Source organism: Arthrobacter mobilis (assembly GCF_012395835.1).
In the GTDB taxonomy this organism is placed as follows: Bacteria; Actinomycetota; Actinomycetes; order Actinomycetales; family Micrococcaceae; genus Crystallibacter; species Crystallibacter mobilis.
The window spans coordinates 48,956-74,031 of sequence record NZ_JAAZSQ010000001.1 but is presented as its reverse complement, the minus strand read 5'-3'; the positions used below and the strand labels follow the sequence as shown (position 1 = coordinate 74,031).

Below are 25,076 nucleotides of genomic sequence, written 5' to 3'. Positions count from 1 at the left end.
CCGTCCGGTGAAGCGCACGCCGCCCGGTCCGAGCCGGTGCCGCCCGGACGCCGTCGCCCTATCTGCCGCCATAAGTACCCGCGGCAACAATCCGCCCGTGACAGGCCCCGGCCCAGGTGGAAGCATGTGGGGCAACGGGGCACTCCGCCGGCACCGAGTGAAAGGGGAATACCAATGAACGAGTCATCCCTGCAGCGCGCCAAGCGGCCCCGGACCGCCCTGGCCGGCCCCTACGGCCACCCCTTCCATGCGATGCTGATCCCCATCCCCCTCGGCGCCTGGATCGCCAGCCTGGTCTTCGACCTGGTGGCCATCTTCACCGGCGAGGTGGCCGTCTTCGAACGCGGCGCGCTGTGGCTGATCGGCATCGGCATCATCGGTGCCCTGGCCGCTGCCGTCTTCGGCTTCCTCGACTTCTCGCAGCTGGAGCGCGGCACCAGGGCCCACAAGACGGGACTGACCCACATGGCGCTCAATCTGGCGGTGACCGCCTTGTTCGTGGCCGGTTTCCTGGTCCGCTCCGGCGCAGGTTTCGACGAGATCAGCATCGCCGGGTTCATCATCAGCCTCGTCGCCCTGGCGCTGCTCGGGGTATCGGGCTATCTCGGCGGGGAGCTGGCCTACCGCTACGGGGTGCGGGTGGCCGACGAGCAGACCCAGCGCGAGGGCTTCACCCGGTAGGCGGTTTCTCCGGTGAGCCGCCGGTTAAACGCCGGTGCGCCGCAGGGAAGTCCCTGCGGCGCACCGGCGAAGCAGCGTCAGCGGCCCAGCCGCGCCATCAGCGCTGCCACGGCGGCGTTGACCCCGGTGGTGAGGGTGGGCTCCATGACGGGGGCGAAGAACGGCGAGTGGTTCACCGGCACGGGCCCCTCGCCGTCGAGCACCTCGGCGGAATGTCCGCCGAAGCACCAGTACACGGCGGGCACGCCGATGGCCGCGGCGAGGTGGCCGAAGTCCTCGCTGCCCATCACCGGCGGCACCACGGAGACGGCCTCCTCCCCCAGCGCGGCGCGCAGCACCTCGGCCACGGCCTCGGCCTCGGCCGGCTCGTTGTAGCAGGCGGGGAAGGTGTAGAGCTCCTCGATCTCCGGATCCGGGGCGCCGGAGGCGGCGGCCTCGGCCGCGATGATGCGCCGCACGGCGGCGAGCACGCGGGCCCGGACGTCGTCGTCGAAGGTGCGGATGTTCAGCGTGAACTCGGCGGATGCCGGAATAATGTTTTCCTTCAGCCCGCCGTGGAAGGTTCCCACGGTGACGACGGCAGCCTGCCGCGGGTCCAGTTCGCGCGAGACGATGGTCTGCAGCCGGACCACCATGTGCGCGCCGAGGACCAGCGGGTCGATGGCGTCCTGCGGCTGGGAGCCGTGGGACTGCCGGCCGTGGACGGTGACCTTGAGCGAATCGGCCATGGCCATGGCGGTGCCCACGGACAGGGACGCGGTGCCGGCGAGGCCGGGCATCACGTGCTGGCCGTAGACGATTTCCGGCTTCGGGGCACGGTCCCAGAGCCCGTCGGCCACCATGGCCGCGGCACCGGCGCCGGTTTCCTCGCCGGGCTGGAAGATCAGCACCAGGGTGCCGGCCCAGGCGCCGGGGTTTTCGACGAACATGCGGGCGACGGTCAGCAGCACCGAGGTGTGGGTGTCGTGGCCGCAGCCGTGCATGACCGGGACCTCGGTGCCGTCCGGCAGGATGCCGGTGTCGGTGCTGGCATATTCCAGGCCGGTGTCTTCCAGGATCGGCAGGGCGTCGGTGTCGGCGCGGAAACCGACCACGGGACCCTCGCCGTTGCGCAGCACCCCCACCACGCCGGTTCCGCCGCAGCGGAAGTTCTCGATCCCCAGGCCGGTCAGGTGCTCTTCGATCAGCTCCGCGGTGTTGTGCTCCTGCATGGACAGCTCCGGGTGCGCGTGCAGGTGCTTGTAGAGCTCGTGCAGTCCGGCGCGCAGCTGGTCGGTCAGCACCGGCCGGGTGGCCGCCTCGAGGTCGGTGAGGGCGTTGAGGGTCATCGTATCGGTCTCTCCTGTCGGTTCCGTGCGGGGTCTTACTTGGCTGCGGCCGCGGTGGCGGCCTTGCGGTCCCGGGCCAGCCACGAGACCGCAATGGTCGCGATCACGGCGATGCCGGTGGTCAGGAAGGCGATGCCCGGCGCCAGCGGCAGCAGGACGAACTGGACCAGCACGGCCATGGCGACGGCGATCAGGGTGATTCGCGGCTGCTTGATGGTCAGGATGGACTGCACGATGACCGCGCCCATGACCGAGGGCAGGATGTACAGCCGGGCCACGTCGATGATCTGGGGCGGGATCATGCTGATCAGCCAGGTGCCGAGGATGCCGACGAACACCGTCAGCGACAGCAGGTGGATGGCGGCTGCGCCGCAGATGGCGGCGACGGCGGCGAAGTCGCCGCGGCGGGTGCCGGGCTGGGCGCCGATCCGGTTCTGCGCGACCAGGGCGGAGGGCAGGAGCTTGCTGGAGATGTTGCCGATCATGAATGCCTGGTACATGGCGGCCGGACCCAGGATCGGGAAGTAGGTGACCGGTTCGACGATCCAGATGATCGCGAACACCGCAGCCACTGCGGCGAAGGCGGTCCACAGCTGGCCTGCGCTGATGTCCAGGCCGGTGAAGAAGATCAGGTACAGCGGCCCGGCCATGGAGATGGCCAGGCCGGCGAGCATGGTCGCCCGGCCCCAGCGGGAGGTGGTGCGGTCGAATTCGGCGAGCTGCTGCTCGGACCCGGCTGCCGTGCCGGTAGCGGAAACAGAGGTGCTGACAGACATGGTGCGTTCCTTAGGGGTGCGTTCCGGCAGGCGGATCAGGCGGCGGGGGCGGCGGCGGTGTGGGCCATGAAGGCCACCACCAGGCCGGCGACGATGGCGAAGCCCAGGCCCCATTCGCGCAGCCAGGTGTGCTTCGGGTTGCGTCCGACGAAGGCGCACAGGCCCATGACCGCGGCGGAGGTGGCCAGCGCATAGACGTGAACCATGGACTTGGGCACCTCGGCGATGCCCAGGGCCATGAAGGCACCCAGCAGGGCTGCGCCGGGGACGATCGCCATGGCCACGGGGTTGACCTTGGCCAGCTTGGTGCCGCCGCGCTTCATCAGCGGGGTGAGCAGCAGGGTGGCAAGCATCCACATGGCTCCGCCCATGCTCATGGCGAAGAAGGCGATGGCGAAGATGTTCTGCGTGTAGCTCGGTCCGCCGAGCTCGGCCCCGGCGGTACCGGCGGCAATGCTGGCGGCGCCGGTCTCGTAGGCGGCGGAGCCGATCAGGCCGATGCGGACCAGCACGGCCGGGGTGCCGAAGACGGCCAGCAGGGCGATGGCCACCATGACGACGGCGAGGGAGGGGCCGATGGCGGCCACCGCACCGGAGCGGAAGGAGATGCCGATTTCGGCCGACGTGATCCCGGCGGCCGGGGCTGCCTTGCGGGCGGCCTTCATGTAGATCACGGACTGGACGATGATCACGGCGAAGACGCCGGCGGCGCAGATCCAGAGCACGGGCAGGTTGGCTGCGGCGAGCACATCCGTGGAGTCTCCGGCGGCGGAGACTGCCCGGGAAAGGGTGAGTGGCATGGGAGTCCTTCGGCTACAGCGGGTCGAGGGTGACATCGTGAGACGTCGGTCACAGTCCACTCTGAAGGTTTGCGCCCCATGCAGGCAATATCTGACGGAATCAGCCAAGATTCTGCTGCATTCCGTCAGCACGCCCCCTGTACGGCGGCACTGCTGGCGCAAAGCGTCGTCCCGGAAACGCGGCGGTAACAGCGAAACAGCGCGGAAACGTGGTCAGTAGCTGGCGGGCTTGAGCCGTCCGCCGCGCTTGCGGGCGTCCAGCAGCAGGGACACACTGATCTGGGCCACGTCGCCGGCCCAGGTGCTGCTGGTGGTGAAGTCGTACAGGGCCCGGTTGTTGGCCACCGTGACGTCCGCGAGGATCTGGTAGTCCCCCGTTATCGCCGCCACGTAGCGGGTCTGCGGCTGCTCCGCCAGCCGCCGGCCCAGATCCTCCAGCTGCGCCGGGGTGGTCTTGATCCACAGCAGGGCCTCGACCGGCAGGCCCAGCGCCGCCGGTTCCACGAGCGCGCGCAGGTTCAGGTAGTTGGTCTCCAGCAGCCAGTCGGTACGCCGCCGCACCGTCGCCTCGGAGACGCCCACCCGCCGGGCGACGGCCTCGAAGGGCATCCGGCCGTCCTGGCAGAGGGCGTCGACGATCTGCTCGTCCGTGGTGCTCAGCTGCGGGTAGTCGTCGAGGATCGCCGGATCCGCCAGCGGGACGGGGCGCAGCGCGCTGCGCTGTTCGTCGGAGAGCGGCCCGGGCTGCCAGGCCCGCAGCGTCTTGAAGTACCGCAGCACCGGATAGGTGTTCACGTGCTTAAGCCCGGCGATGCCGGGCAGTTCATCGGTCAGTACCGTATGCAGCCGCTGCCGGTCGGTCAGGATTTCGGCCAGGCAGTCCCCCGTCCCGGTGACGGTGTAGACGAAGGAGGTGTCCGGCCGCTGGGCGAGTGCCTGGACGGCCACCGCGGAGGTACCGGGGGCGCATTGCATTTCCACCAGCACCGGCGTCGGCCGCAGGCGGATCCCGAGCACGCCGACGATGCCGGATTCGAGCAGTTCGCTGCCCCGGCGGGCCACTGTCCGCTCAGGTTCGCGCAGTACCGCGGCGATTTTCCGCCAGGAGGCGCGCGGGTCCACCTGCAGCGCGGCGACGATCTGCTTCTCCAGCGGCCCCAGTTCCTGCACGTTGCCCCCGGGGTACTGCGGCCGCGTCGTCAGCCAGCGCTGCTGCACGCGTCCTGCAGGGCCCGGACGGAGTCTGCGGGGACCTCGTCGCTTTCCCGGGCCACGGCCTTCAGCGGGGTGGTGAACTCGGCGGGCACGCCGGCGGCTTCGGCGCCGGCCAGCAGGCCGGAGAGCAGCTGCTGGTCCGAGGCGCTGATGGCGCCGTCCTTGACCGGCCGGCAGATCTGGCGGACCAGTTCCTCGGTGCCTGCCCTGGCGATGTCCGCGGCGGCCTGGCTGGCAACGTCCTTGCCGGCCTGGGTGAGCTCCGAGGCGGCCTCGTTCGCCGCGTTCTCGGCGGCCTGTTCCACCGTCGCGCAGCCGGAAACCAGCAGCACGGCGGAGACGAGCGGGGCAAGGGCCAGGGCAGCAAGACGACGGCGCATTGCTCCAGTCTAGCGTGGTGGCCCCGCCCCGCCCCGGGGTTCCTCCCGCCGGCGGTGCCCTCTACGCTGGGAAGCACAACCGGATCCGCCGGGATGGGACGCGAAGGGAACCGCCATGACAGAGGAACGGCCGGAGCTTGACCCGCAGATCGACCAGCGTGAAGACGGTGTCGTGATCGAACCGGGAGCCGAGATCGACGAGGATCTGGAGCGGCACACCGGGAATCCCGACCAACCCGGGGAAACCTCGTGAACGGCCACGGGAGCGGGTAAAGCCTGATGAAACGGCCGGGGAGGTCCCTGCTGCGTTCGGTCGCCGTTCTGACGGCGGCGGGGGGCTTCGCTGCGGATTGGAACCGTACCCACCTGTTCAATCCGGCGTGGCCGCCGCACGCGAAGTTCCATGATGCCCAGACCATCGCCCTGGGCGCCCTGCTCGGCGGAGCAGGGCTGTACTTCCTGGGCCGGGACCGGCGCGGACCGGACAATTCCGGCGGCGATCTCCTGCTGGGCGCTCTGCTGCCGGCGCTTTTCTGGCTGGCCCAGGGGGCCAGCTTCGCCTTTCCCAACGCCAAGGGGCTCGAGGCGGAGTTCCCGCACCTTGTTCCCCGGATCAAGGGCGTCTGGATCAATGAGCGCTTCAGCAGCGGGACCATGCTGGCGCTCTCGGTGTCCGGATACCTCCTGGAGCGGCGGGCAGCTGCCGTGGACCGGCGCCATCGACTGCGTTGAGCCCGGTGCGCATCAGCACGACGCCGCACACCGCGGACACACTGGAGATAATCCGGCCGATGACGCGGCGCCCTCTTGCCGGTCATTCCCGCCGGCTGCCGTGCCAGGTGCCGGCAGCCCGCGGAATGTGCCAGCCGTAGTGCAGCGAGAGCACGCGCAGGCCGAAGACCACCGCGGCGACGCCGAGGGCCGCCGCGGTGCCGAACATCCCGGCATGCCACAGCACGGTGACCAGGCCGGCGCCCAGCATGGCCGGCACCGCGTAGAGATCCCGCCGGTTGAACAGCTGCGGTTCCCGGTTGGCCACAACGTCGCGCAGCAGGCCGCCGCCCACCGCCGTCGTGACCCCCAGCAGCGCCGAGGCGGCCGGGTTCATGCCCGCCTCCAGGGCCTTGACCGTGCCGGTGATGCAGAACAGCGCCAGCCCGCCGGCGTCGAACACCAGCAGCAGGCGGCGGAAGCGCTCGACGCTGCCCAGCAGGAAAAACACCACCAGCGCCGCGGCCAGCGGCGGGATGAGGTACACCGGCCGGTCGAAGGCGCTGGGCACCTGGCCGAGGACCAGGTCGCGGATCACCCCGCCGCCCAGGCCCGCCACCGAGCCAAGGAACAGCGAGCCCACGATGTCGAACTGCCGGCGGGCCGCCAGCAGGGATCCGGAAACGGCGAAGAAGAACGTCCCGAAAAGATCCAGCACCAAGGCCAAACTCATTGCCGCAGTCCCCTCCGTCCGATCTGCCGTCCTGATGACGGTACCGGACCGGCGGGAGGTTTCCGGCCCGGCATGCGGATGCCATGATGAACGCATGAGCCCGGCACGTCCGGAACACCCGGAGCACTCGGAAGAGCCGGCCCGGCAGGCCCGGGTGCTGGTTCTCATGGGCGTGACCGGGTGCGGCAAGTCCACCGTCGCCGAGCAGCTGGCCGGCGAGCTGGGCTGGAAATTCGAGGAGGGGGACGCGCTGCACCCGCCTGAAAACCTGGCGAAGATGCAGTCCGGCCACCCGCTCACGGACGAGGACCGCTGGCCTTGGCTGGAGAAGATCGCGGACTGGATCGAGGCCCAGCTCGATACCGGACAGAACGGGATCGTGACCTGCTCGGCGCTGAAGCGCGCCTACCGCGACCGGCTCAACCGCCGCGGCTCCGGCGTCGTCTTCATCTACCTGCACGGCAGTCCGGAAACCATTGCCGCGCGGCTGGCCGCCCGCCGCGGCCACTTCATGCCGCCGGCCCTGCTGGCCAGCCAGTTCGAGACGCTGGAGGAGCCGCAGCCGGACGAGCCGCACCTGACCGTGGACATCCGGCAGACCCCGCAGCAGCTCGTGCGCGACATCGTCGACACGCTCAGCCTGAACGTCTGACCGGGCGTCACGGTAGCCTGTGCCCAGGACAAGCCCGCCGACCGAGGAGATGCCATGCCCACAGTGTCCGACGCCGTCGCGGACGTCATTGCCGAGCACAGCGAGGTGGTCTTCGGACTGATGGGCAACGGCAATGCCTGGGTGGTCGGCAACCTGACCGCCCGCGGCGTCCGCTATGTCGGGGCCAAGCACGAGGCCGGGACGGTGGCCATGGCCGATGCCTACTACCGGGCCACCGGCAGGATGGCGACGGCGACGGTCACCTACGGGGCCGGCTTCACCAATGCGCTCACCGCCCTGGCCGAGGCGCGGATGGCCCGGATCCCGCTGGTCCTGGTGGCCGGGGACGCGCCCAGCACGGGGCTGCGGCCGTGGGACATCGAGCAGGAAACGGCGGCGCGCGCCCTGGACGTGCTGACCCTGACGGTGGATGCGGCCAGTGCCGACGTGCTCGCCGCGCGGGCCTTCGACCTGGCCGAGCAGGAGCGGACGCCGGTCGTCCTCGCCATTCCGCACGACCTGGCCGGGGCGGAACTGGAGGGGCAGGTGGCCCTGCAGCCGCTGGCCGAACCTGTCCCGGCCGCGCCCGCGGCCCAGGCGGTGGCCAGGGCAGCCGCAGCCCTGCAGGCCGCGCAGCGTCCGCTGATCGTGGCCGGCCGCGGGGCCGTGCTGGCCGGTGCCGGCCCCGCCCTGCGCGCGGCTGGGGACCGGATCGGCGCGCTCTTTGCCACCTCGGCGATGGCCCGCAACCTCTTCGGCTCCCCGTGGGACCTGGGCGTGGCCGGCGGGTTCGGCCGGCTGGGCCCGGTCCAGCTGATGCGGCAGGCTGACGTGGTGCTGTTCGCCGGCTGCAGCCTGAACATGTTCCAGACGCGCTACGGCACGCTCACCGCCGGCGCGCACACCGTGATCCAGGTCGACGAACTGCCGGCCCCGACCCACGAGGCGGTCACCGACTTCATCCAGGCCGACGCCGGACGCTTCGCCGAGGCGCTGCTCGGCGCGCTGGCACCGGCCGGCGGGCCGACTTGGCGGGACGCGGTGCCGCAGGTGGCCGGCGGCAGCCTCCTGGCCGAACCGGAGGTGCCGGAAACCGGGCCCGACGGGCGGCTGGACCCGCGGCCCTTCGCCCGCGCGCTGGATGCGGTCCTGCCCCAGGACCGCACGGTGGTCCAGGACGGCGGGCATTTCTCCGGCTGGATGCCGATGTACGCACGGATTCCGGATCCGCAGGCCCTGCTGCTGGTGGGCACCGCCTTCCAGACCATCGGCCTGGGCTTCGCGGCCGCCGCCGGTGCCGCGGTGGGCCGGCCGGAGCGGACCACCGTGCTGGTCACCGGCGACGGCGGCGGGCTCATGGCGCTGGCCGACCTGCCCACGCTCGTGCAGCACGCGGCCAGCGCCGTCGTGGTGGTCTTCAACGACGCCGCGTACGGTGCGGAACTGCACCAGTACGCGGTGCGCGGGGTGGACCCGGCGGCGATGTACATCGAGGAGGTGGACTTCGCCGCCCTGGGCCGGGCGCTCGGCGCCGAGGGCGTCAAGGCCCGGTCGCTGGCGGACCTGGACGCGCTGCGGGCCTGGGTGGACGCCGGGGCGCGCGGCACCTTCGTGCTGGACCTGCCGGTCTCGCGCGAAGTGGTGGCGGAGTACATGCAGGAGAGCATGTCCGCGGTGCCGCGCAAGTAGGGGCGGAGCCTTCGCGCAAGGTTCAGGCCGAGGGCCCCGCGGCGAGCTTGCGAGCCGTGGGGCGGCCTGGACCGGCCGGCACCTACGGCTCCGGCAGGATCCGGATCTCCCATTCCTGCAGATCCAGCATCCGGCGGGTTCCCAGTCCGGAACCCACGATCCACACCACTCCCAGGTGGGGTGCGACCATGTCGACCCGGCCTCTTTCCCGGACAACACCGCCCTGCCGTGCCTCGATGAGCTCGCCCTGGCGCAGGCCGGGGAGGCTGTCGATCCCGATGCCGGCGGTGTTATCGGTCAGGGTTGTATCCGTCACGCGGTGCCTCCTTTGGGTCCCGAATTGCCAAGCAGGCTTTCAGTATGCCCTGACATGGTTGCCGGGAGGTGTACCCGGCGTTTCATTTGGGCTGCGGCTCTTGGGCAGCGGGCCGGAGGAGTGTATCCAGCAGCACGTTTGCCCCATTGACGACATCCTGCGGCATGCGGATGCAGGGACCCCCGCCGCCGGAACACCAGCAGCCGGCATGGGCCCTGCGTGCAAGAATTGGACAGGAGAGCGGAGGAGCAACATGAGTGCCTTGCCCCACGACGTGCGGCCGCTGGCCGTGCGGGTCCACGAGCAGCTCAGCGCGGACATCATCCGCGGCGTGGTCAAGCCCGGCACGGCGCTGGCCCAGGAGCAGGTGGCGGCCCAGTACGGTGTCTCGCGCACTCCCGTGCGCGACGCGCTCACCCAGCTGACGATGGAGGGACTGACCACGCTGGTGCCGGGCAAGGGCTATATCGTCAATGCGCTGGACGAGCGCGAGGTCGAGAACGTCTTCGAGGTCAGGTACGCCCTGGAGACACTTGCCGTGAAGCGGGCCAGCGGCTCCTACACCCCGCAGCAGCTGCTCCGGCTGGGCAGCCTCGTCGACGAGACCGAGATCGTCGACCCGGCCGACAGTGCGGAGATGTTCCGCCTCGGCCAGGCCTTCCACCTGGACCTGGTCGCCCCCTGCGGCAACGACTTCCTGGTCGGGGTGCTCCGGTCCATCTGGAAGCACCCGATCCAGCAGCGCATCACCATGACGTACCGCCACGGCGCCGACCACCAGGCCAAGGTGGTCGGCGACCACCGCAGCATCCTGCAGGCCATCCGGGACAATGACCCGGACAAGGCGGTGGAGGTCCTGGGCCGCTGCCACGACGCCCGCGATCCGAACCGGGCCTGACCCGGTTCCCCGCGGCACGGCCCGCGGCGGGGCCCACGGCAGAGAGCAGCCAGGGGTCCCCGTGCGCGAAGCGTGCGGGAGGCTGCGAGCGCTACGCTGGGACCATGCGGTTCGACGGGCCCCGGAACCATCCGGACGATGACCAGGACGGCTCGGCGGATCCGCTGTGGCCGGAGCGGGACCTGGCGGCAGCGGTGGATGTGGCGGAGCTGTTCTGCGGCGCGCTCGCGGACCGGCAGCGCTACCGCAAAACCCTGGAAACCCTCGTGGCCCCGGCCACCCGGATGGCCTGGGGCGACTTCCATGCCGCCGCCTGGATCCTGCAGTCCATCCCGGCCTACCGGGTCACCGACGTCCACTCCCCGCCGGGGAACCCGGACGTGGCCCATGTGGACCTCGGCTCGGCCACCAACCCGCTGGCCGTGGCAGTGCTGAAGCTGGTGTGGAGCCGGCAGCTGCAGGCCTGGCTGGTGGACTCGCTGCACTAGAGCCTGGGGCGGGCCAGCTTCCGGCGCCGCGGCCGATTCCGTGACACGCCCGAACGTCGCCTAACATCGTAGGGTCCCCGCCAGCCGTCCAGGGAAAGACCCGGGTTAGTCCAGCATGCGCTCCACCGAACTTGCCGTGTCCAACTGGCATGCCCAGCAGGAATTCAAGCTCGGTCCGGCCTGGAAGCTGCTCTCCGCGGCCCCATGGGTCATCGCCTTCTTCCGCGCCGAGTTCACGCCCAACCGGCCGCGCATCCGGCTCGAGCAGTTCCACGCCGCCCTGGATGCGTTCCTGAAGGAACTGCGCCGGCACCAGGTGCCGCTGAATACCCAGTGGCAGGCTGCCCAGTACGCCGATTCCTGGGTGCGCAGCCAGTTCCTGGCCCGGCCGATGGTGGACGGCCGGTTCGTCTACGAGCCCACCGCCGCCAGTGCCCGGGTGATCACGTTCATCGACGCGCTCACCGACGAGCGCACCAACCTCAACAGCTCGCGGCTGAACACCCTGCTGACCAGCATCGAATCCCTCGCGCACGAGACGGACCCGGATCCGGAGGCCAGGATCCGGCAGCTGGAGGCCGAAATCGCCGAACGCCAGGCGCAGATCCGGGCGCTCGAATCGGGACAGGCCCCGGAACTGCTCTCCCGCGAGTCCGCCGTCGCCGCTGCCCGCAGCGTGCTGGACCTGGCCGCCAGCCTGCCGGCGGACTTCAAGCGCATGCGGGACGGGGTGGAGGCGATGCTGCACACCATCCGGGCCGAAATCATGGAATCCTCCGTGGCCAAGGGCGTGGCCGTGGGCCAGGTGCTCGAAGGCGACCGGCAGCTGCGCAGCACCGCCGAGGGTGAGACCTTCCGCGGCTTCACCGAGTTCCTGAACGACCCGCAGCAGCAGGCCCGCTTCCGGCAGGCGGTCACCGAGGTGCTGGAACGGGACTTCGTCGACGCCCTCTCCGCCGGCGAGCGCGCGACCCTGTCCAACCTGGTGCGCGAGCTGCGCCGGCAGGCCTCCGAGGTCCACGCCATCTACGGCCGGCTCTCCGAGAGCCTGCACACCTATGTGCAAAGCGACGAGTTCCGCGAGTCCCTGCTGCTGCGCAAGGCCATCCGCACCGCGGAGCTGGCGGTGGCCGCCTCCCCCGCGCTGAAGGCGCGCACACCGGTGGCGCAGCTGGAACTGTTCAAGCCGCGCCTGAAGACGCTGGCCGGGCTGGGCATCTTCGACCCGGCCGAGCACGTCCCGCCGCCGAAGCTGGCCGATCCCCCGGCGCTGACCGAGGCGGACATCCACCGCACGCCCAGCACCCCGAAGGCCGACTTCGCCGCGCTGCGCTCCGCCGTCGCCTCCGCCCGCCGGAAAGCAGCCGGCAGCAGCGGCGCCGCGCCCACGCTCGGGAACGTGCTGGCCCAGCTGCCGCCGGGACAGCGGCACATCAACAGCATCCGCGGGCTGGTGCTCACCGCCCGCAACACTGGGCAGCAGCTCGATGCCGCCCGCTGGGAGGCCGTCTCCTTCGGCCAGGTCGACGGCACCGAGCGCACCGCCTACCTTCCGCTGATCACCTTCACCGAGGACCTGCCATGACCGAAACCACCGACACGCTGTCCGCAGGACAGGATCCGTCCGTCCCGGAGGACGACGGCGATGCCGGCTACCGTGACGAGCGGAGCCTGTTCGACGGCGACACCGGCAGCTTCCCGCTGGCGATCCGGCAGGCGCTGGTGCGGCTGCTGCGCGGGCCGTACATCGACGGCGTGGCCGAGCCCCGGCTGTGGTCGCTGATCCTGGACAACCGCGCGGTGCTCTCGGACTACCTGTGCGAGATCTTCCTGCTGCTCACGGTGGACCCCGAGCGCAAGATCGCCATGCTCACCCCGGCCCAGGTCGATGCCCCGCACACGGCCCCGATCCAGCCGCGCAAGCCGCTGCGGCGGGAGGAAACCCTGCTGGCGCTGCGGCTGCGGCTGCTGCTGGACCGGCACGCGGGGACCGGCACCGAGCCGGTCATTTCACGCGCCGGCGCCCGGGAGATCCTCGAGGAGCACCGGCATCCGGGCCTGGTGGACGACAAGCGGCTCGAGGAGCTCACCGACTCCTCGCTCGCCCGGCTGGCGGCGCTGAAGCTGCTGCTGCCCACCGAGCTGCCGGACGAGTACCGGGTCTCCAGCGCGCTGGCACTGGCCCTGCCGTTCGACACGATCGACGAGATCCCGGCCTACCTGGCGGCCCTGGACCGCAGCGCCGAGCACGATGCCGGCACCCAGCTGCCGCTGGAGTCCGGGGATGACGACGGAGAGGATCAGCTGTGAGCATTGCCCTCACGCTCCCGCTGGGGGAAGCCATCAACGCGGGCCAGCACCGGCTCAGCACCATCCAGGTGATCAACTGGGGCACCTTCCACGGCCGGCACACCATGTACGTGGACCGCGCCGGCACGCTGCTGACCGGGCACCCGGGCGTGGGCAAGTCGACCCTGTTCGACGGCATCGCGCACATCTTCGCCGCCGCACCGCGGCTGAACGAGTCCGCGCACGACGCCAGCAACCGCAAGGACCGGCGCACCACCTACAGCTACATGCGCGGCCGGCGCTTCAAGACCGCCGCGGGCACCAGCTACCAGCGCCCGGGCGCGACCTGGTCGGCCATCGCGCTGGTCTACGAGGACGGCCTGGGCCACAGCACCTGCATCGCCGCCCTGTTCGACCTGCCGGTCAACGGGCTGGAGGGCACGGTGGGCAAGCACTACGTGATCCACAACGGGCCGCTGGACACCGAGGCCCTCGAGGCCCACGGCAGCCGGCGCTTCTCCCCCAGCTCGCTGCACAAGGCGCTGCCCGGCTGCGAGGCCTTCGATACGCACAAGACCTTCGCCGAACGCTTCCGGCGCCGGCTGGGCATCGACAACGACAAGGCGTTCAGCCTGCTGCGCACGCTGCAGAGCGGCAAGGGCCTGGACAAAGGCGTCAACCAGTTCTTCCGCTACGAAGTGCTGGAAATCCCCTCCACGCTCCAAGCCGCCGCCGGCGCCGTGGAGGACTTCAGCCACCTGCGCGGGATCTACCGGCAGCTGGAGGACGCCCGCGGCCAGCGCGACGCCCTGGCCCAGGTGCCCGCGCAGTACCGCCGCTACCGCGAGCTGCAGGAGCTGCTGGGCCGCAACGCCGAGCTGGCCCGGGAGCAGCTGCCGCTGATCCGCCGGCAGCGCTCGGCAGCGCTGCTGCGCCGCGAGGCGGAGCGGCTCGGGCAGGTGCGCGCCGCGGCCGCGGAGCAGCTCGAGGCCGAGGCGGCCGCCAAGGACGAGCTCGCCGCCCGGGTGCGGCTGCTGGAGGAACAGCACGAGAACCACGGCGGCAAGGCGATCGACGCCCTGGAACGGGAGATCCGCGCCGCGCAGCTGGAACTGGCCGAGCGCGAGCGCATCGCCCAGCAGCTGCGCAAGGACCTCGACGACGCCGGACTGGAGGCGCAGTGGTCCGCCGACGGCCTGTCGGCCGCCCGGCGCGAGGCCGCCGACGCCGTCGGCCGGCTCACCGAGGAAGCCGCCGCCGCCCGCACCCTGGAGTACGAGGCCGTGGCCGCCAGCATGAACGCGCGCCAGCGCGAGGCGAAGCTGCGGACCGAGATCGAGTCCTATACCCGGCGCGGCAGCAATATCGACGGCGCCAGTGCCGCCGCCCGGCGCCAGATCAGCGCCGCGACCGGCATCGACGCCGCGGACATGCCCTTCGCCGGCGAGCTGGCGGACATCGCCGGCGAGCACCAGCGCTGGCGGCCGGCGGCCGAGAAGGCGCTGCGCACGCTGGCCACCACCCTGCTGGTACGCGGCGAGCACCTGCGCGCGGTCACCGCCGCCATCGACGCCCTGGACGGCTACGGCCGGCTGCGCTGGATCAATATCGGCACCGGCGCCTTCGGGAAGAAGGCTGCCGAAGCCGGCCCTGCCGACCTGGTGGGCAAGCTGGAGTTCCAGAACTCCGAGGCCGGGAACTGGCTGCGGGCCAAGATCGCCGCCGACTACCCCTTCGTGTGCGTGGACTCGGACGCGGACCTGCACCGGCACGAGAAGGCGATCAGCCTGGCCGGCACGATCAAGCTCAACGCCGGCACCTTCGAGCGGGATACCCGCACGATCAGTCCCGGCGACTACCTGCTCGGCTTCAGCAACACCGAGAAGATCGTCCAGCTGCAGGCCGAGGCGGACCGCATCCGCGCCGAGCACGAGCGGGCCAGCGAGCTCGCGGACGAGCGCAGCAAGGCCAAGGACGCCCTCGCCGGCCGGCTCGAGGCGCTGCAGCGCGTGGCCGCCGACACCCGGCCCTTCGCCGAGCTGGACTCCGCCGCCCGGCGCGGCGCCGTCGAGGCCCTGCAGCAGCGCCTGCGCGCCCTGATGGAGGACAGCACCACCCTGGCCCGGATCCGCGCCGAGCTCGAGGAGGCCAAGTCCTCCCTGGAGGCGGCGGTGGGCCGGGTGGCGGTGCTGCGCAGCGAACTCGACGCCGCCGGCCGGCAGGCCGCGAAGGTGGCCGCGGAGCTGGCGGACACCGGGCGGCGCGCGGCGGAGAAGCCGCCGGCGGACTGGGCGGTGGAAGCACTGGCCGAATTCCTCGATCCGGGTGACGGCGAGGGCGGCGAGGCCGCGGCGCTGGAGCGGCTGGAGGCCGCCTTCCATGCCGCCCAGCTGAAGCTGGGCGAGGCCGCGGCGGCGCTGAAGGACGAACTGCACCGGACCGGGACCGCGCTGACGGATACCTTCAAGTCCTTCGCCCGCGAATGGGGCCCGCAGCTGAACGCCTCCTTCGGCACCGGCGTCGAGAGCGCCCCGCACTACGAGGCGCTCTACCACAGCATCATCGACGAGGGCCTGCCCCAGCGCGAGGACGAATTCCGCGAGTACTTCAACAACCGCTCCTACGAACGGTTCTCGGACCTGCTGCAGCTGCTGGAAGAGGAACGCCGGGCCATCGAGGAACGCATCCTGCCGCTGAACCAGATCCTGGACGAGGTGCCCTTCGACAACGGCAGCCACCTGCGCCTGGAGGTCAGGACTGCCATTCCGGAGGAGGCGCGCGTGTTCCGGAACAGCCTGAAGAACGCCCTGGGCAACGCGTACGTGAAGCAGAGCGCCGAGCAGATGGCCGACAGCTACAAGGCGCTCGAGAAGCTGGTGGACGACCTGAACGACCAGGCCAAGCTGCCCTGGCGCAACACCGTGCTGGACGTGCGCCAGCACGTGACCATCAGCTGCAACGAGCACCGGCCCGGCGGCGAGGTGGAGACCGGGCTGGAGCCGGGCACCCTCTCCGGCGGCGAGGGCCAGCGCTTCACCTCGTTCATTATGGGCGCCGCGCTGGCCTACCAGCTGGGCTTCGAGACCCAGGGCTTCACCACCTACGGCACGGTGATGATCGACGAGGCGTTCATCCAGGCCAACTCCGAGTACGCCGGCGCCGGCATCAACGCACTGCAGGAATTCGGCTTCCAGCTGCTGCTGGCCGCCCCGGAGGACAAGGTGGACCTCTCCCGGCACCTGGGCTCGATCACCGACATCATCAAGCACCCGGATTCCAACGTCTCCGGGTTCGTCGAAAGCGGCATCTCCCCGGCCACCGCCACCGAGATCGTGCTGCGCTAGCGGGACCGGCCGGGGATCAGTCGATGTAGCGGCGGCGGCCGGCCAGGACCGCAAAGACGCCCATGAACACCATGAGCACGGCGGTCAGTCCGAGCGGCAGCGTCCAGCCGCCGGTGAGGTCGTAGAGCGCGCCGAAGCCGATCGGGGCGGCGGCCGCCAGCAGGTAGCCCACGGACTGGGCCATCCCGGACAGGGCCGCCGCCTGCTGGTGGTGCCGCGTGCGCAGGCTGAAGAGCGAGAGGGCCACGACGATGGAGCTGCCGCAGGCCAGCCCCAGCAGCACCGTCCACAGCAGGGACATCCCGGGGGCGAGCATCAGGCCCAGGTAGGCGGCCAGGGCCAGCAGGCTGGCGGCCGCTCCCGGCAGCCGCTGGTCCGGCAGCCGGTGCAGCACCGCGGGCATGCTCAGGCTGCCCAGCACGCCGCAGACCTGGAACCAGAACAGGTGCCAGCCGCTGGTCACGGCATCGACGCCGTAGCTGGCCTCGATGCTGGGCAGCCAGGTGGCCAGCACGAAGAACGGCAGGGACTGCAGCCCCATGAACAGGGTGACCTGCCAGCCCAGCGCCGAGGTCCAGGGCGAACGGTACTCCGGCGCCTGCCCGGCGTCTTCCGCGGCCGCCGCGGCGCGCCGCCGCAGCCGGGGCAGGAACCAGGCCAGCGCCAGCAGGCCCAGTCCGGCCCAGACGCCCAGGGCCAGCCGCCATCCGTTCGGTGCGTCCCCGGCAATGGGCACCACCAGCCCCGAGCCCAGGGCGGCCACAATGGTGGTCAGGGCGAAATAGATGCCGGTCACTCCGCCCACCCGGTGCGGGAAGTCCCGCTTGACCAGCCCGGGCAGCAGCACGTTCAGGAAGGCGATGGCCAGGCCCAGCAGGCCGGTGCCGATCCAGACCGCGCCCGGCAGCGCCGCCGAGCGCAGCAGGATGCCGCCGGAGAGCACGGCCAGGGCCACCCACAGGGTCCGGTCCAGGCCCAGCCGCCGGGCGGCGGCCGGGGCCAGCGGCGAGAACAGGGCGAAGCCGACCAGGGGCAGGCTGGTCAGCAGGCCCGCCGCGGCCGCGCCCAGCCCCAGGTCGGCGCGCAGCTGCCCCAGCAGGGGGCCGACGCTGACGAACGAGACCCGCAGGTTGACCGCGATCAGCAGGATGCCGACCAGTGCCAGGCCTACGCGGGCGGGCCTGCCGACGTCGGTGGGTGCGGCGGTGGGTGCGCTCATGCCTGCTCCTGCAGCCGCCGGCCGAGCTGCCGGGACTCCTCGACCAGCGCCGCCGCGATCTCCTGGGCCTCCGCCGGCTGCCGCCGCTCGATGGCGCCCAGCAGCTCGTGGTGCCGGGGGTCCAGGGAGGAGCGTGTGTCCGCGTCCAGGGTCCGGGCGATGCCTGCCGTCACGGCATCATGCAGGTGCGCGTAGAGCTCCGCCAGCAGGGAGTTGCCGCCGGCCTCGACCACCCCCCGGTGGAAGGCGAGGTCTTCGGCGACATAGGCGGCCTCGTCCCCCTGGTCCCGGGCGGCATCGCGCCGCCGGAGCACCTCGTGCAGCGCGGAGAGCTGCTCGGCGGTGGCCCGCTGCGCGGCCAGGGCGGCCCCGCCCTGCTCGAGCATGGAGCGGACCTCGTAGGCTTCCTCCGCGTCCCCGGCACCAACCCGCCGGTGCAGCGTCACCCCGAGCTCGCTGGCGGCACGCACGTAGGTGCCGTCGCCCGGGCGCGCCTCGAGCAGCCCGGCATGGACCAGTGACCGCAGCGCCTCCCGGACGCTGTTGCGGCTGATGCCCAGCTGGTTGCTGAGCTCGAGTTCGCCCGGGATCTTTTCGCCGACCGGCCAGGCGCCGGACGCGATGAGGGCTTTCAGCTGCCCGGCCACCTGCAGGGCCAGCGGCACGTTGCGGGCAGGGCGGACCAGCTGCACGGATACCTCCAGGTCAAATGTTGGACATTTGGACCTTACAGGGGTGCGGGAGCCCGTGCAAGCTGGTGGCGCGGCCGCAGCCTGGGTGGGCAGCCCGGCCTTGACCCTCTTTGTATGGTGGGAGCATGGCAGAAGATCGACCCATCGGATTCTGGTTGCGGCTGGTCGACGGACTGATCGGAGAGCAGTTCGAAGCGACGGTCGAGGAACACGGCATTACCCGCCGGCAGTGGCAGATCATGAACGTGCTGGCCGAACGTCCGGCCACGGCGTCTGACCTGGAGGATTCCCTCCGGCCGTTTTTCAAGCAGACCGCGGAAGAGTCCTCTACCGAGCGCCTGGACGAACTGGTCGAGAGCGGCTGGGTGGCCGAAAACGCCGGCAGGTTCGAACTGACCGGGCTCGGGCATAACAGCCTGGCGGCCTTGGGCGAGGTGGTGGACCGGAACCGGCAGCAGGCCACCCAGGGCATTGCCGCCGAAGAATACGACGCCGCGCTGGATGTGCTGCAGCGCATGGCGCGCAACCTGGGCTGGGAAGGCTGAGCACACCGCGCCTGCGCACCTGTCCGCCCTGCCCGGTGGGCCGGGCTACCGGGACTGCTCCGGACCTGCATCCTGCCGGCGGCGCAGGTCGATCAGGAACTTGGCGCCCGCCACGCTGGCTTCCTCGGCCTGGAGCAGATCCCGTCCGGGCAGGAAGATATTGAGCACCCGGAACGTCCACTCCAACTCCTGGACCAGGTCCGCGCCCACGTCCTCGGTCACGGGCCGGCCGCTGGGCAGCCGGTAGCCTGCCGTGTGCAGGGCCTCGGTCAGCACCTGACCGCGCCGCTGCCAGGCCGGCAGGGTACCGGCGAGCAGCCAGTGGGCGAAGAGTCCGTTGAGGAAGGACGCCGGGTCCGAGCCCGGGTGGGCCAGCCGGTCCGCCAGATAGTCCCACAGCCTGCCCTCGTCGCCGGCGCCGGCCAGGGCGCGCCCGGCCGGGGTCAGCACCAGCCTGCCCTTGAACCGGCGCAGCAGGCCCCAGTCCTGCAGCCGCGTCCGCAACTGGAAGACCGGCCGGGTGCGCACCTCCCGGTTGGCCTTGCCGTAGAGCCGGTCCGCCCAGCCCAGCGCCTCGGCGGCTTCGCGGACGACGGCCGGTTTCAGGTAGCCGTCCTTGGTCAGTTCCAGCCCGTCCGTGCCCGCCCGCTCAAGCAGCCATTTCACCGGCCGCACGATCTCGGCCTGCTCGTCGGGGCAGGCCCGGGCCCCGGTCAGCTGCGCGCTCAGGCGGGCCAGGCGCAGGTTGACCCGGTCGCGGTCGAACCCTGCCGGGCCGGAATCCGGCACCGGGCCCCCGGCGCCCTCCTCGACCCAGCGCCCGGCGGCGCCGTCGTCCGGCTCCACGGACAGTGCATACCCGCCCGGGGGGACGCCCGGGCCGCCGGGAGCCTCGGCCGGCCCCCGGCTGGCCCCGCCCAGGCAGCCCAGGTAGCCGGCGGGCATGACGGCGTGGCCGGTTACGGTGATTTCGTGGGTCCAGCCGCCGCCATACTCGTAGCGCAGCGTGGATTTTTTGCCGTGCAGGGCGTCCGCAAGGGTGAAGTCCGCGGCCAGGTCGGTGCCCATTGCCAGCGCCGTTTCCTCGTCGCCGGCCAGGATGCGCCGGCCGGCAAAGGCGCCGGCCAGGCTGAACAGGTGCGCCTGGCTGTCTTCCCAGCCGAAGGAGAGCTTGATGGCCCGGTGCAGGTCCGGCAGGCCGATGCCCGCGGGGACGCGCAGGTCCCGCCACATGTGCGGATCGCTTTCCAGCAGTTCGATATGGAGGTCAAGGGCCTTTTCGGCGTCTCCCATGCAGCCATTGTGCCAAGCCGGCCGGGCTCCTGCGCAATGTATGGCAGAACAAGTCGCCCGCCGGCAGCGCCGGTCAGCTGGCCTGGGCGTCCTGGCGGAATTCGCCCTGGGCCGCTTGGGAAAATACGACCCGCAGGTCGAAGGCCTCCTGGGGAAAGGTACCAAAGTAGGCGGCTACATCCTGCAGCTCGCTGTCCACCCCGCGGTAGTTGAAGAGTTTGTAGGCGGCCTCGTCCATCTTCGAACTCAGCTCATCATTGGCCTGGGCCACGGCGTCCGAGCCGATCACCCGGATAGCCCAGGCGGCAGTGACATAGGCCTTGAACGCCGTGTGGAGCTCCGCGAGCGCGGTGTCCAGGGCCGGCTGCGTATAGGACTGCCGGTACTGGAGCATGTAGGCGTAGCTGGTGCAGGCGTCGGTGAGCCGCTGGCTCGTGGCCAGCACCTCTTCATAGTGCTTCAGCCGTTCGCTCCGGAGGAAGTCCGCCCGTGCTCGCTGCGCCTCGGCGGCATGGCCCTGCCGGGCAGTGTCGGCGGCACGCTCTGCCGACACCGCGACCCCGATCAGGGAGAAGGTGCCCGTGACCACGCCGCCGAGCAGAGCTCCTGCCAGGCCCCAGACAGCAGGGTTCCTGGCGGCCGGCGGCTTCCGGGCCGACGCCGCTTCCGGCGGGGAGTCGGGCCCCGCCCCCTCCGGTGTGGTGCCCATGGCCGGATTTTACTCCCGACCGGGCCCGGGAGTCAGTCCCGGCCGCGGGCGACGATGGCGGCGACCAGCGTCGGCGGTAGAGTCCTGGCCAGGACGGCCAGCGCCTTATAGCGCCTGCTGGGAATGGAGACTGCCTTGCCGGCGGCGGTATCCCGCAGCCCCTCGCGGACCACCTGTCCGGCATCCAGCCACATCCAGCCGGGAATGTGCCCCGTGTCCAGATGCATCCGCTCGTGGAACTCCGTATGCGTGTAGCCGGGGCAGAGCGCGGTAACGGTGATGCCCTCGCGGCGGTATTCGATGTTCGCCCAGCGGCTGAAGTGGATCATGGCGGCCTTGGCGGCCGAATAGCTGCCGCGCGGGGTGAAGCCGGCCATGCTCGCGACGTTGATGATGTACCCCCGGCCGCGGGCGCGCATGCCCTGCAGCGCGGCGTGCGCCAGCGCCATCGGCACGGTGACGTGGATGCGCAGGTGGTCCAGCTCGGCAATCAGGGTGCTGTCCGCGAAGGAGGTCGGCAATCCGTGGCCGGCGTTGTTGACCAGCGTGCCGACCGGCCGCGACTGGTCGGCAAGCCGGGCCAGCACCCGGGCCAGGCCGTCATCCTCGAGCAGGTTCGCGGTAATGGTCTCCACCTGGACACCGGCCTGGCCGTGCAGCCGCGCGGCGGATTCCTGCAGCCGGTCCTCGTCCCGGGCCACCAGCACCAGGCTGGCGCCGCGTCCGGCCAGCTGCCGGGCGAATTCGGCGCCCAGGCCCGCCGTGCCGCCGGTGATCAGGACACTCTCGGCAGTCGTTTCACTCATGCCTGCACCCTGCCGCAGATACATGCCTGTGGCAAGCAAGTACCGCAGGTTCGGGAATAACGGCGGCGGCGGCCCGGGTTGGCACCTGATGTTCCCAACCTTTCAAGGAGTGCCTTTCGTGACGTTGTTTTCCCCGCTGACCCTGGGTGACCTGGACCTGCCCAACCGCCTGGTGATGGCCCCATTGACCCGCTCGCGTTCGGGAGTCGACGGGGTGCCCGGCGACCTCGTCGTCGAGTACTACCGCCAGCGGGCCTCGCTCGGGCTGATCGTCAGCGAAGGCGTCTACCCGTCCTTCGCCGGGCAGGCCTTCGTCCGCCAGCCCGGGCTCGTGACCGCCGAACAGGTCGAGGGCTGGCGCCGGGTGGCCGAGGCCGTGCACGCCGAGGGCGGCCGGATCGTCGCCCAGGTGATGCACTCGGGCCGGGTGACCCACCCGGAGACCAACGGCGGGCGCGAGGTGGTGGCGCCCAGCGCGGTCGCCATCAACGGCCGGACCCGCACCTACACGGGCAAGTACCCGCTGCCGGTGCCGCGGGCCCTGGAGACCGGGGAGCTGCCCGGGATCATCGAGGAGTTCGTCGAGGCCGCCCGCAACGCCGTCGCCGCCGGGCTCGACGGCGTGGAACTGCACGCGGCCAACGGCTACCTGCTGCACGAGTTCCTCTCCCCGGCCTCGAACCGGCGCACGGATGCCTACGGCGGCTCCCCCGCCAACCGCGCGCGCTTCGTGGCCGAAACTGCCGCCGCGGTGGCCGAAGCCATAGGCGCCGGCCGGGTGGGCATCCGCATTTCCCCCGAACACAATGTCCAGGATGCCCTCGAAACGGACCCGGAGGATGTCCTGGCCACCTACGGCGCGCTGGTGGACAGTCTGGCACCGCTGGGCCTGGCCTACCTGAGCGTGCTGCACCAGGACCCGGCCGGCCCGCTGGTCCAGGACCTGCGCGCCCGCTTCGGCGGCAAGGTGCTGGCCAACAACGGCTTCGCCGAGGTGACCACCCGCCAGGAAGCGCTCGCGCTGCTGGAGGACGGCCAGGCCGACGCCGTCGTCGTCGGACGGCCGGCGATTGCCAACCCGGACCTGCTGCGCCGCTGGCACGAGGACCTGCCGCTGAACGCCCCGGACTCCTCCACCTTCTACACCGACGGCCCGGAAGGCTACACGGACTACCCCTGCTGGCAAAACTAGGCCGGCTTCCTCCGGTCCCCGGCATCCTTGTAGTTCGCGTCGATCAGGACCACGTCCCGGCCGGCGCGCTGCAGCAGGCTCGCGGCCACGCCGGCCCGGTAGCCGGAGGCGCAGTGCACCCAGAGCCGGCCGGCCGGGAGCTCCTGCATCCGGGAGAGCAGCTCGTGCACCGGGATGTTCACCGCCCCGTCCAGGTGGGAGCGGGAATACTCGTCGGTGCGCCGCACGTCCAGCAGCACCTCGCCGCTGCCGAAGGTGCGGGGCACCCCGTCCCAGCCCACCCGGGGATAGTCCGCCGTCGGCGCGCCCGGCGCCCATTCGCCGGGCCCGGCGCCGATGCCTGCCTCCGGGGACTCGAAGCCGATCCGGGAGAGGTCGCGGATGGCCTTCTCCACGTCCTCGCGGGAGCCCAGCAGCGTCAGCTGCCGGTTCCACGGCAGCACCCAGCCCACGTAGGAGGTGAAGCTGGAACCGCTGCCGTACTCGAAGCTGACCGACCCGCGCAGGTGGCTGCCGGCATAGGCGACGCGGTTGCGCAGGTCCACCACCCACTCGCCCGCCAGCAGCCGGCGCTGCAGTTCGGCCGGCTCCAGCGGCCCGGGAACCGCGAGCACCGCCGGGCCGGCGCCGCGGCGGTTCACCGGCGCCATGTGGGCGTAGTAGGAGGGGTAGGCGCTGAGGTTGGCCATCAGCTCGGCCACGAAGTGCTCCACGTCCGGGTCCGTCAGGGCGTGGTTGCCGTGCTGCTGCTCGCCGATGGTTGAGGCCGCCGTGCGCGCGGCGGGTCCAACCGAGCAGAAGGAGCCGAAGCCGTGCGTGGGGTAGAGCGCGGCCTCCGGGCCGGCTTCGGCGGCCAGCCGGCGGGCGGAAGCGTACTGGTTCCGGGCCAGCCCCTCGGTGTCCTCGGGGCTGACCAGGTCGGTCCGGCCCACCGAACCGTAGAGCAGGCTGCCGCCGGAGAAGACCGCCTGCTCGCCGCCGTCGTCCACAATGTACGCCAGGTGGGTGTGGGTGTGGCCCGGGGTGGCGACCACCCTGACCCGCAGGCGGCCGACGGCGATCACGTCCCCGTCGTGCACCGGGGTGCGCTCGAAGGCCACCTCGTCGGCGGCGTTGACCAGGTAGGCCGCGCCGTGCGCCCGGGCCAGCTGCAGCCCGCCGCTGAGGTAGTCGTTGTGGATGTGGGTCTCGGCCACGTGCGTGATCCGCACGCCGGCCTCGCGCACCGCGGCCTCCAGCCGATCGGTGTCCCGCTGCGGGTCGACCACCAGGGCCACGCTGCCGTCATGCACCAGGTAGCTGCGGTCCCCCAGCGGCGGGGTTTCGATAACGACGACGTCCACGGCGCCACTCCTTCGTGAACTTTCCTTTGGCCGGCGGGAGGAGGGGCTTTGTCGGGCTCCTGCCCGGCCGGCCTTCCTCCATTGTGCGGAACTTCCTGCCGGAAGCGTAGACCCCCGGGGGCCGAGTCCGGACCCGGCAGGTCCGCGCGGCCGTACCCGGCGGGCAGATGCGGGCCGGAGGGGCCGCCGCAGGCGGACGGTCCCTCCGGCGGTGCGCCTACTTGCCGAGCACCCGCTGCAGGAACAGCGCGGTGCGCTGGCGCAGGCCGGCGATCCGTCCGGCCGTGACCACCTCCGGGTCCGGATGGATCGGCGTGGCCGGCACCTGGAGCCGGACATTGGCCGAGCAGAAGAAGTCGGCGCAGATCAGCGTGCCGACGGTATTGCCGTCGCGCCCGGGCTGCCCGGCCCGGCGCGCCACATAGAGGTAGACATCCTCCTCCGAGTGCACGTCCTGGCACAGGGCGCAGAGCACCCGCTTGTTGCCCGGGGTGGAGGTTTCCGGCGCGCGCAGCAGCACGCCGACCGGCCTGCCGGCCAGCGGGGTGACCAGGTAGCCGCGCTGGGGCATCTTCGGATCCCGCCAGCCCAGGTAGTCCAGGTTGTCCCAGTCCAGCTCCGCGAAGCCGGCGGGCAGGTTCAGCGCCGAGACTTCGGAGCGGGTGGCATTGATGAAGGACTTGCGGATGGCGGACTCGGTGAGTTGTTCCATGGTTGATGCTTCCTGACGAAAAACGGGAAAGACTGGCAGCTGCAGGGTGGCCAGCGGTTTCCGGGCACGCCAAAGCACCGCTGCCGACATGGGCAGCAGGGATACCGGAAGGGTTCAGGCGGTGGCGTCCGGAGAGGCCGGCGGCACAGGAGCAGCTCTGCAGGCCATTGCGGCCACCTCGCTCCCCGCGGCAGCGGTATGCATGCTCACCATTCCTGTTCCCTGGGTCAGATCCGCCCGCCGGTCGCGGGCGCGTCTGGATTCT

Annotated in this window: 26 protein-coding genes; 12 read left to right on the top strand and 14 right to left on the bottom strand. The window is 71.3% G+C overall.

The annotated features are described in order from the left end of the window. Positions 1-174: 174 nt before the first annotated feature. Entirely contained in the window at positions 175-681 is a 507-nt protein-coding gene (locus tag HGG74_RS00370) for a DUF2231 domain-containing protein (protein WP_168484368.1), read from the top strand. Between the two features lie 77 nt (positions 682-758). Here HGG74_RS00370 and HGG74_RS00365 read toward each other — a convergent pair whose 3' ends face one another. The 5 genes from HGG74_RS00365 to HGG74_RS00345 all read right to left on the bottom strand — a co-directional run bounded on the left by HGG74_RS00365 (position 759) and on the right by HGG74_RS00345 (position 5,180). Next, positions 759-2,009, bottom strand: coding sequence for an amidohydrolase (locus HGG74_RS00365; RefSeq protein WP_168484367.1), 1,251 nt, complete (start codon positions 2,007-2,009; stop codon positions 759-761). A 35-nt stretch (positions 2,010-2,044) separates the two neighbouring features. Then, entirely contained in the window at positions 2,045-2,785 is a 741-nt protein-coding gene (locus HGG74_RS00360) for a hypothetical protein (protein WP_168484366.1), read from the bottom strand. A 35-nt stretch (positions 2,786-2,820) separates the two neighbouring features. Then, complete coding sequence (locus tag HGG74_RS00355; protein ID WP_168484365.1) at positions 2,821-3,585, bottom strand: DUF5058 family protein; 765 nt, start codon at positions 3,583-3,585, stop codon at positions 2,821-2,823. A gap of 213 nt (positions 3,586-3,798) precedes the next feature. Beyond that, a complete protein-coding gene (locus HGG74_RS00350; RefSeq protein WP_312856675.1) occupies positions 3,799-4,803 on the bottom strand; it encodes an Lrp/AsnC family transcriptional regulator in 1,005 nt (334 codons plus the stop codon). Then, the gene (locus HGG74_RS00345; RefSeq protein ID WP_168484364.1) at positions 4,785-5,180 is read right to left on the bottom strand and encodes a hypothetical protein; all 396 of its coding nucleotides are present in this window, start codon (positions 5,178-5,180) and stop codon (positions 4,785-4,787) included. The genes HGG74_RS00350 and HGG74_RS00345 overlap by 19 nt, the downstream gene beginning before the upstream one ends. Positions 5,181-5,295: 115 nt before the next feature. On the opposite strand from HGG74_RS00345, the gene HGG74_RS00340 reads away from it, so the two are divergent. After that, a complete protein-coding gene (locus HGG74_RS00340; RefSeq protein ID WP_168484363.1) occupies positions 5,296-5,433 on the top strand; it encodes a hypothetical protein in 138 nt (45 codons plus the stop codon). A gap of 26 nt (positions 5,434-5,459) precedes the next feature. Further along, positions 5,460-5,912 (top strand): DUF6640 family protein, encoded by a 453-nt coding sequence (locus HGG74_RS00335; protein WP_168484362.1) that lies wholly within the window; start codon positions 5,460-5,462, stop codon positions 5,910-5,912. A gap of 82 nt (positions 5,913-5,994) precedes the next feature. Here HGG74_RS00335 and HGG74_RS00330 read toward each other — a convergent pair whose 3' ends face one another. Next, on the bottom strand, positions 5,995-6,624 hold the full coding sequence (locus HGG74_RS00330; RefSeq protein ID WP_168484361.1) for a trimeric intracellular cation channel family protein: 630 nt from the start codon (positions 6,622-6,624) through the stop codon (positions 5,995-5,997). A 94-nt stretch (positions 6,625-6,718) separates the two neighbouring features. Between HGG74_RS00330 and HGG74_RS00325 the strand changes: the two genes are divergently transcribed. After that, a complete protein-coding gene (locus tag HGG74_RS00325) occupies positions 6,719-7,276 on the top strand; it encodes a gluconokinase (RefSeq protein WP_168484360.1) in 558 nt (185 codons plus the stop codon). Between the two features lie 54 nt (positions 7,277-7,330). Then, a complete protein-coding gene (locus HGG74_RS00320) occupies positions 7,331-8,965 on the top strand; it encodes a thiamine pyrophosphate-binding protein (RefSeq protein ID WP_168484359.1) in 1,635 nt (544 codons plus the stop codon). A gap of 82 nt (positions 8,966-9,047) precedes the next feature. Here the strand turns inward: HGG74_RS00320 and HGG74_RS00315 are convergent, their stop codons facing one another. Further along, entirely contained in the window at positions 9,048-9,281 is a 234-nt protein-coding gene (locus tag HGG74_RS00315) for a hypothetical protein (protein ID WP_168484358.1), read from the bottom strand. A gap of 253 nt (positions 9,282-9,534) precedes the next feature. Between HGG74_RS00315 and HGG74_RS00310 the strand changes: the two genes are divergently transcribed. The 5 genes from HGG74_RS00310 to HGG74_RS00290 all read left to right on the top strand — a co-directional run bounded on the left by HGG74_RS00310 (position 9,535) and on the right by HGG74_RS00290 (position 16,300). Continuing rightward, positions 9,535-10,179 (top strand): GntR family transcriptional regulator, encoded by a 645-nt coding sequence (locus tag HGG74_RS00310; RefSeq protein WP_168484357.1) that lies wholly within the window; start codon positions 9,535-9,537, stop codon positions 10,177-10,179. Positions 10,180-10,283: 104 nt separating this feature from the next. Then, on the top strand, positions 10,284-10,667 hold the full coding sequence (locus HGG74_RS00305) for a hypothetical protein (protein ID WP_168484356.1): 384 nt from the start codon (positions 10,284-10,286) through the stop codon (positions 10,665-10,667). A 115-nt stretch (positions 10,668-10,782) separates the two neighbouring features. Next, entirely contained in the window at positions 10,783-12,252 is a 1,470-nt protein-coding gene (locus HGG74_RS00300; RefSeq protein ID WP_168484355.1) for a DUF3375 domain-containing protein, read from the top strand. Beyond that, positions 12,249-12,977, top strand: coding sequence for a DUF4194 domain-containing protein (locus tag HGG74_RS00295; protein ID WP_168484354.1), 729 nt, complete (start codon positions 12,249-12,251; stop codon positions 12,975-12,977). Before HGG74_RS00300 ends, HGG74_RS00295 begins: the two co-directional genes overlap by 4 nt. After that, positions 12,974-16,300: an ATP-binding protein gene (locus HGG74_RS00290; RefSeq protein ID WP_168484353.1), complete on the top strand. Its 3,327-nt coding sequence runs from the start codon at positions 12,974-12,976 to the stop codon at positions 16,298-16,300. Before HGG74_RS00295 ends, HGG74_RS00290 begins: the two co-directional genes overlap by 4 nt. A gap of 16 nt (positions 16,301-16,316) precedes the next feature. On the opposite strand, the gene HGG74_RS00285 is transcribed toward HGG74_RS00290, so the two are convergent. Together HGG74_RS00285 and HGG74_RS00280 are read right to left on the bottom strand one after the other, a co-directional pair. After that, positions 16,317-17,519, bottom strand: a complete 1,203-nt coding sequence (locus HGG74_RS00285; RefSeq protein WP_168484352.1) for a CynX/NimT family MFS transporter — start codon at positions 17,517-17,519, stop codon at positions 16,317-16,319. After that, positions 17,516-18,211 carry a FadR/GntR family transcriptional regulator gene (locus HGG74_RS00280; protein ID WP_168484351.1) on the bottom strand — a complete coding sequence of 232 codons (696 nt, stop codon included), beginning with the start codon at positions 18,209-18,211 and terminating at the stop codon, positions 17,516-17,518. Before HGG74_RS00280 ends, HGG74_RS00285 begins: the two co-directional genes overlap by 4 nt. A 125-nt stretch (positions 18,212-18,336) precedes the next feature. Between HGG74_RS00280 and HGG74_RS00275 the strand changes: the two genes are divergently transcribed. Beyond that, on the top strand, positions 18,337-18,756 hold the full coding sequence (locus HGG74_RS00275) for a MarR family winged helix-turn-helix transcriptional regulator (RefSeq protein ID WP_168484350.1): 420 nt from the start codon (positions 18,337-18,339) through the stop codon (positions 18,754-18,756). Between the two features lie 45 nt (positions 18,757-18,801). On the opposite strand, the gene HGG74_RS00270 is transcribed toward HGG74_RS00275, so the two are convergent. The 3 genes from HGG74_RS00270 to HGG74_RS00260 all read right to left on the bottom strand — a co-directional run bounded on the left by HGG74_RS00270 (position 18,802) and on the right by HGG74_RS00260 (position 21,564). Continuing rightward, a complete protein-coding gene (locus HGG74_RS00270) occupies positions 18,802-20,049 on the bottom strand; it encodes a plasmid pRiA4b ORF-3 family protein (protein WP_168484349.1) in 1,248 nt (415 codons plus the stop codon). Positions 20,050-20,122: 73 nt separating this feature from the next. Beyond that, positions 20,123-20,758 (bottom strand): hypothetical protein, encoded by a 636-nt coding sequence (locus HGG74_RS00265; RefSeq protein WP_168484348.1) that lies wholly within the window; start codon positions 20,756-20,758, stop codon positions 20,123-20,125. Positions 20,759-20,790: 32 nt separating this feature from the next. Continuing rightward, positions 20,791-21,564, bottom strand: coding sequence for an SDR family NAD(P)-dependent oxidoreductase (locus HGG74_RS00260; RefSeq protein WP_168484347.1), 774 nt, complete (start codon positions 21,562-21,564; stop codon positions 20,791-20,793). Positions 21,565-21,652: 88 nt separating this feature from the next. Here HGG74_RS00260 and HGG74_RS00255 point away from each other — a divergent pair, with 88 nt between their 5' ends. After that, a complete protein-coding gene (locus HGG74_RS00255) occupies positions 21,653-22,756 on the top strand; it encodes an alkene reductase (RefSeq protein ID WP_205761106.1) in 1,104 nt (367 codons plus the stop codon). Here HGG74_RS00255 and HGG74_RS00250 read toward each other — a convergent pair. Both HGG74_RS00250 and HGG74_RS00245 read right to left on the bottom strand, forming a co-directional pair. Continuing rightward, positions 22,753-24,099: an MBL fold metallo-hydrolase gene (locus HGG74_RS00250; protein WP_168484345.1), complete on the bottom strand. Its 1,347-nt coding sequence runs from the start codon at positions 24,097-24,099 to the stop codon at positions 22,753-22,755. The two genes, HGG74_RS00255 and HGG74_RS00250, sit on opposite strands and share 4 nt — an antisense overlap. Before the next feature lie 217 nt (positions 24,100-24,316). Next, positions 24,317-24,811: an FBP domain-containing protein gene (locus tag HGG74_RS00245; protein WP_168484344.1), complete on the bottom strand. Its 495-nt coding sequence runs from the start codon at positions 24,809-24,811 to the stop codon at positions 24,317-24,319. Positions 24,812-25,076: the final 265 nt, after the last annotated feature.

Coding starts and splice junctions, on each gene's coding strand:
- HGG74_RS00370 (WP_168484368.1), top strand. CDS start 175: ATGAACGAGTCATCCCTGCAGCGCGCCAAGCGGCCCCGGACCGCCCTG.
- HGG74_RS00365 (WP_168484367.1), bottom strand. CDS start 2,009: ATGACCCTCAACGCCCTCACCGACCTCGAGGCGGCCACCCGGCCGGTG.
- HGG74_RS00360 (WP_168484366.1), bottom strand. CDS start 2,785: ATGTCTGTCAGCACCTCTGTTTCCGCTACCGGCACGGCAGCCGGGTCC.
- HGG74_RS00355 (WP_168484365.1), bottom strand. CDS start 3,585: ATGCCACTCACCCTTTCCCGGGCAGTCTCCGCCGCCGGAGACTCCACG.
- HGG74_RS00345 (WP_168484364.1), bottom strand. CDS start 5,180: ATGCGCCGTCGTCTTGCTGCCCTGGCCCTTGCCCCGCTCGTCTCCGCC.
- HGG74_RS00340 (WP_168484363.1), top strand. CDS start 5,296: ATGACAGAGGAACGGCCGGAGCTTGACCCGCAGATCGACCAGCGTGAA.
- HGG74_RS00335 (WP_168484362.1), top strand. CDS start 5,460: ATGAAACGGCCGGGGAGGTCCCTGCTGCGTTCGGTCGCCGTTCTGACG.
- HGG74_RS00330 (WP_168484361.1), bottom strand. CDS start 6,624: ATGAGTTTGGCCTTGGTGCTGGATCTTTTCGGGACGTTCTTCTTCGCC.
- HGG74_RS00325 (WP_168484360.1), top strand. CDS start 6,719: ATGAGCCCGGCACGTCCGGAACACCCGGAGCACTCGGAAGAGCCGGCC.
- HGG74_RS00320 (WP_168484359.1), top strand. CDS start 7,331: ATGCCCACAGTGTCCGACGCCGTCGCGGACGTCATTGCCGAGCACAGC.
- HGG74_RS00310 (WP_168484357.1), top strand. CDS start 9,535: ATGAGTGCCTTGCCCCACGACGTGCGGCCGCTGGCCGTGCGGGTCCAC.
- HGG74_RS00305 (WP_168484356.1), top strand. CDS start 10,284: ATGCGGTTCGACGGGCCCCGGAACCATCCGGACGATGACCAGGACGGC.
- HGG74_RS00300 (WP_168484355.1), top strand. CDS start 10,783: ATGCGCTCCACCGAACTTGCCGTGTCCAACTGGCATGCCCAGCAGGAA.
- HGG74_RS00295 (WP_168484354.1), top strand. CDS start 12,249: ATGACCGAAACCACCGACACGCTGTCCGCAGGACAGGATCCGTCCGTC.
- HGG74_RS00285 (WP_168484352.1), bottom strand. CDS start 17,519: ATGAGCGCACCCACCGCCGCACCCACCGACGTCGGCAGGCCCGCCCGC.
- HGG74_RS00275 (WP_168484350.1), top strand. CDS start 18,337: ATGGCAGAAGATCGACCCATCGGATTCTGGTTGCGGCTGGTCGACGGA.
- HGG74_RS00270 (WP_168484349.1), bottom strand. CDS start 20,049: ATGGGAGACGCCGAAAAGGCCCTTGACCTCCATATCGAACTGCTGGAA.
- HGG74_RS00265 (WP_168484348.1), bottom strand. CDS start 20,758: ATGGGCACCACACCGGAGGGGGCGGGGCCCGACTCCCCGCCGGAAGCG.
- HGG74_RS00260 (WP_168484347.1), bottom strand. CDS start 21,564: ATGAGTGAAACGACTGCCGAGAGTGTCCTGATCACCGGCGGCACGGCG.
- HGG74_RS00255 (WP_205761106.1), top strand. CDS start 21,653: ATGTTCCCAACCTTTCAAGGAGTGCCTTTCGTGACGTTGTTTTCCCCG.
- HGG74_RS00245 (WP_168484344.1), bottom strand. CDS start 24,811: ATGGAACAACTCACCGAGTCCGCCATCCGCAAGTCCTTCATCAATGCC.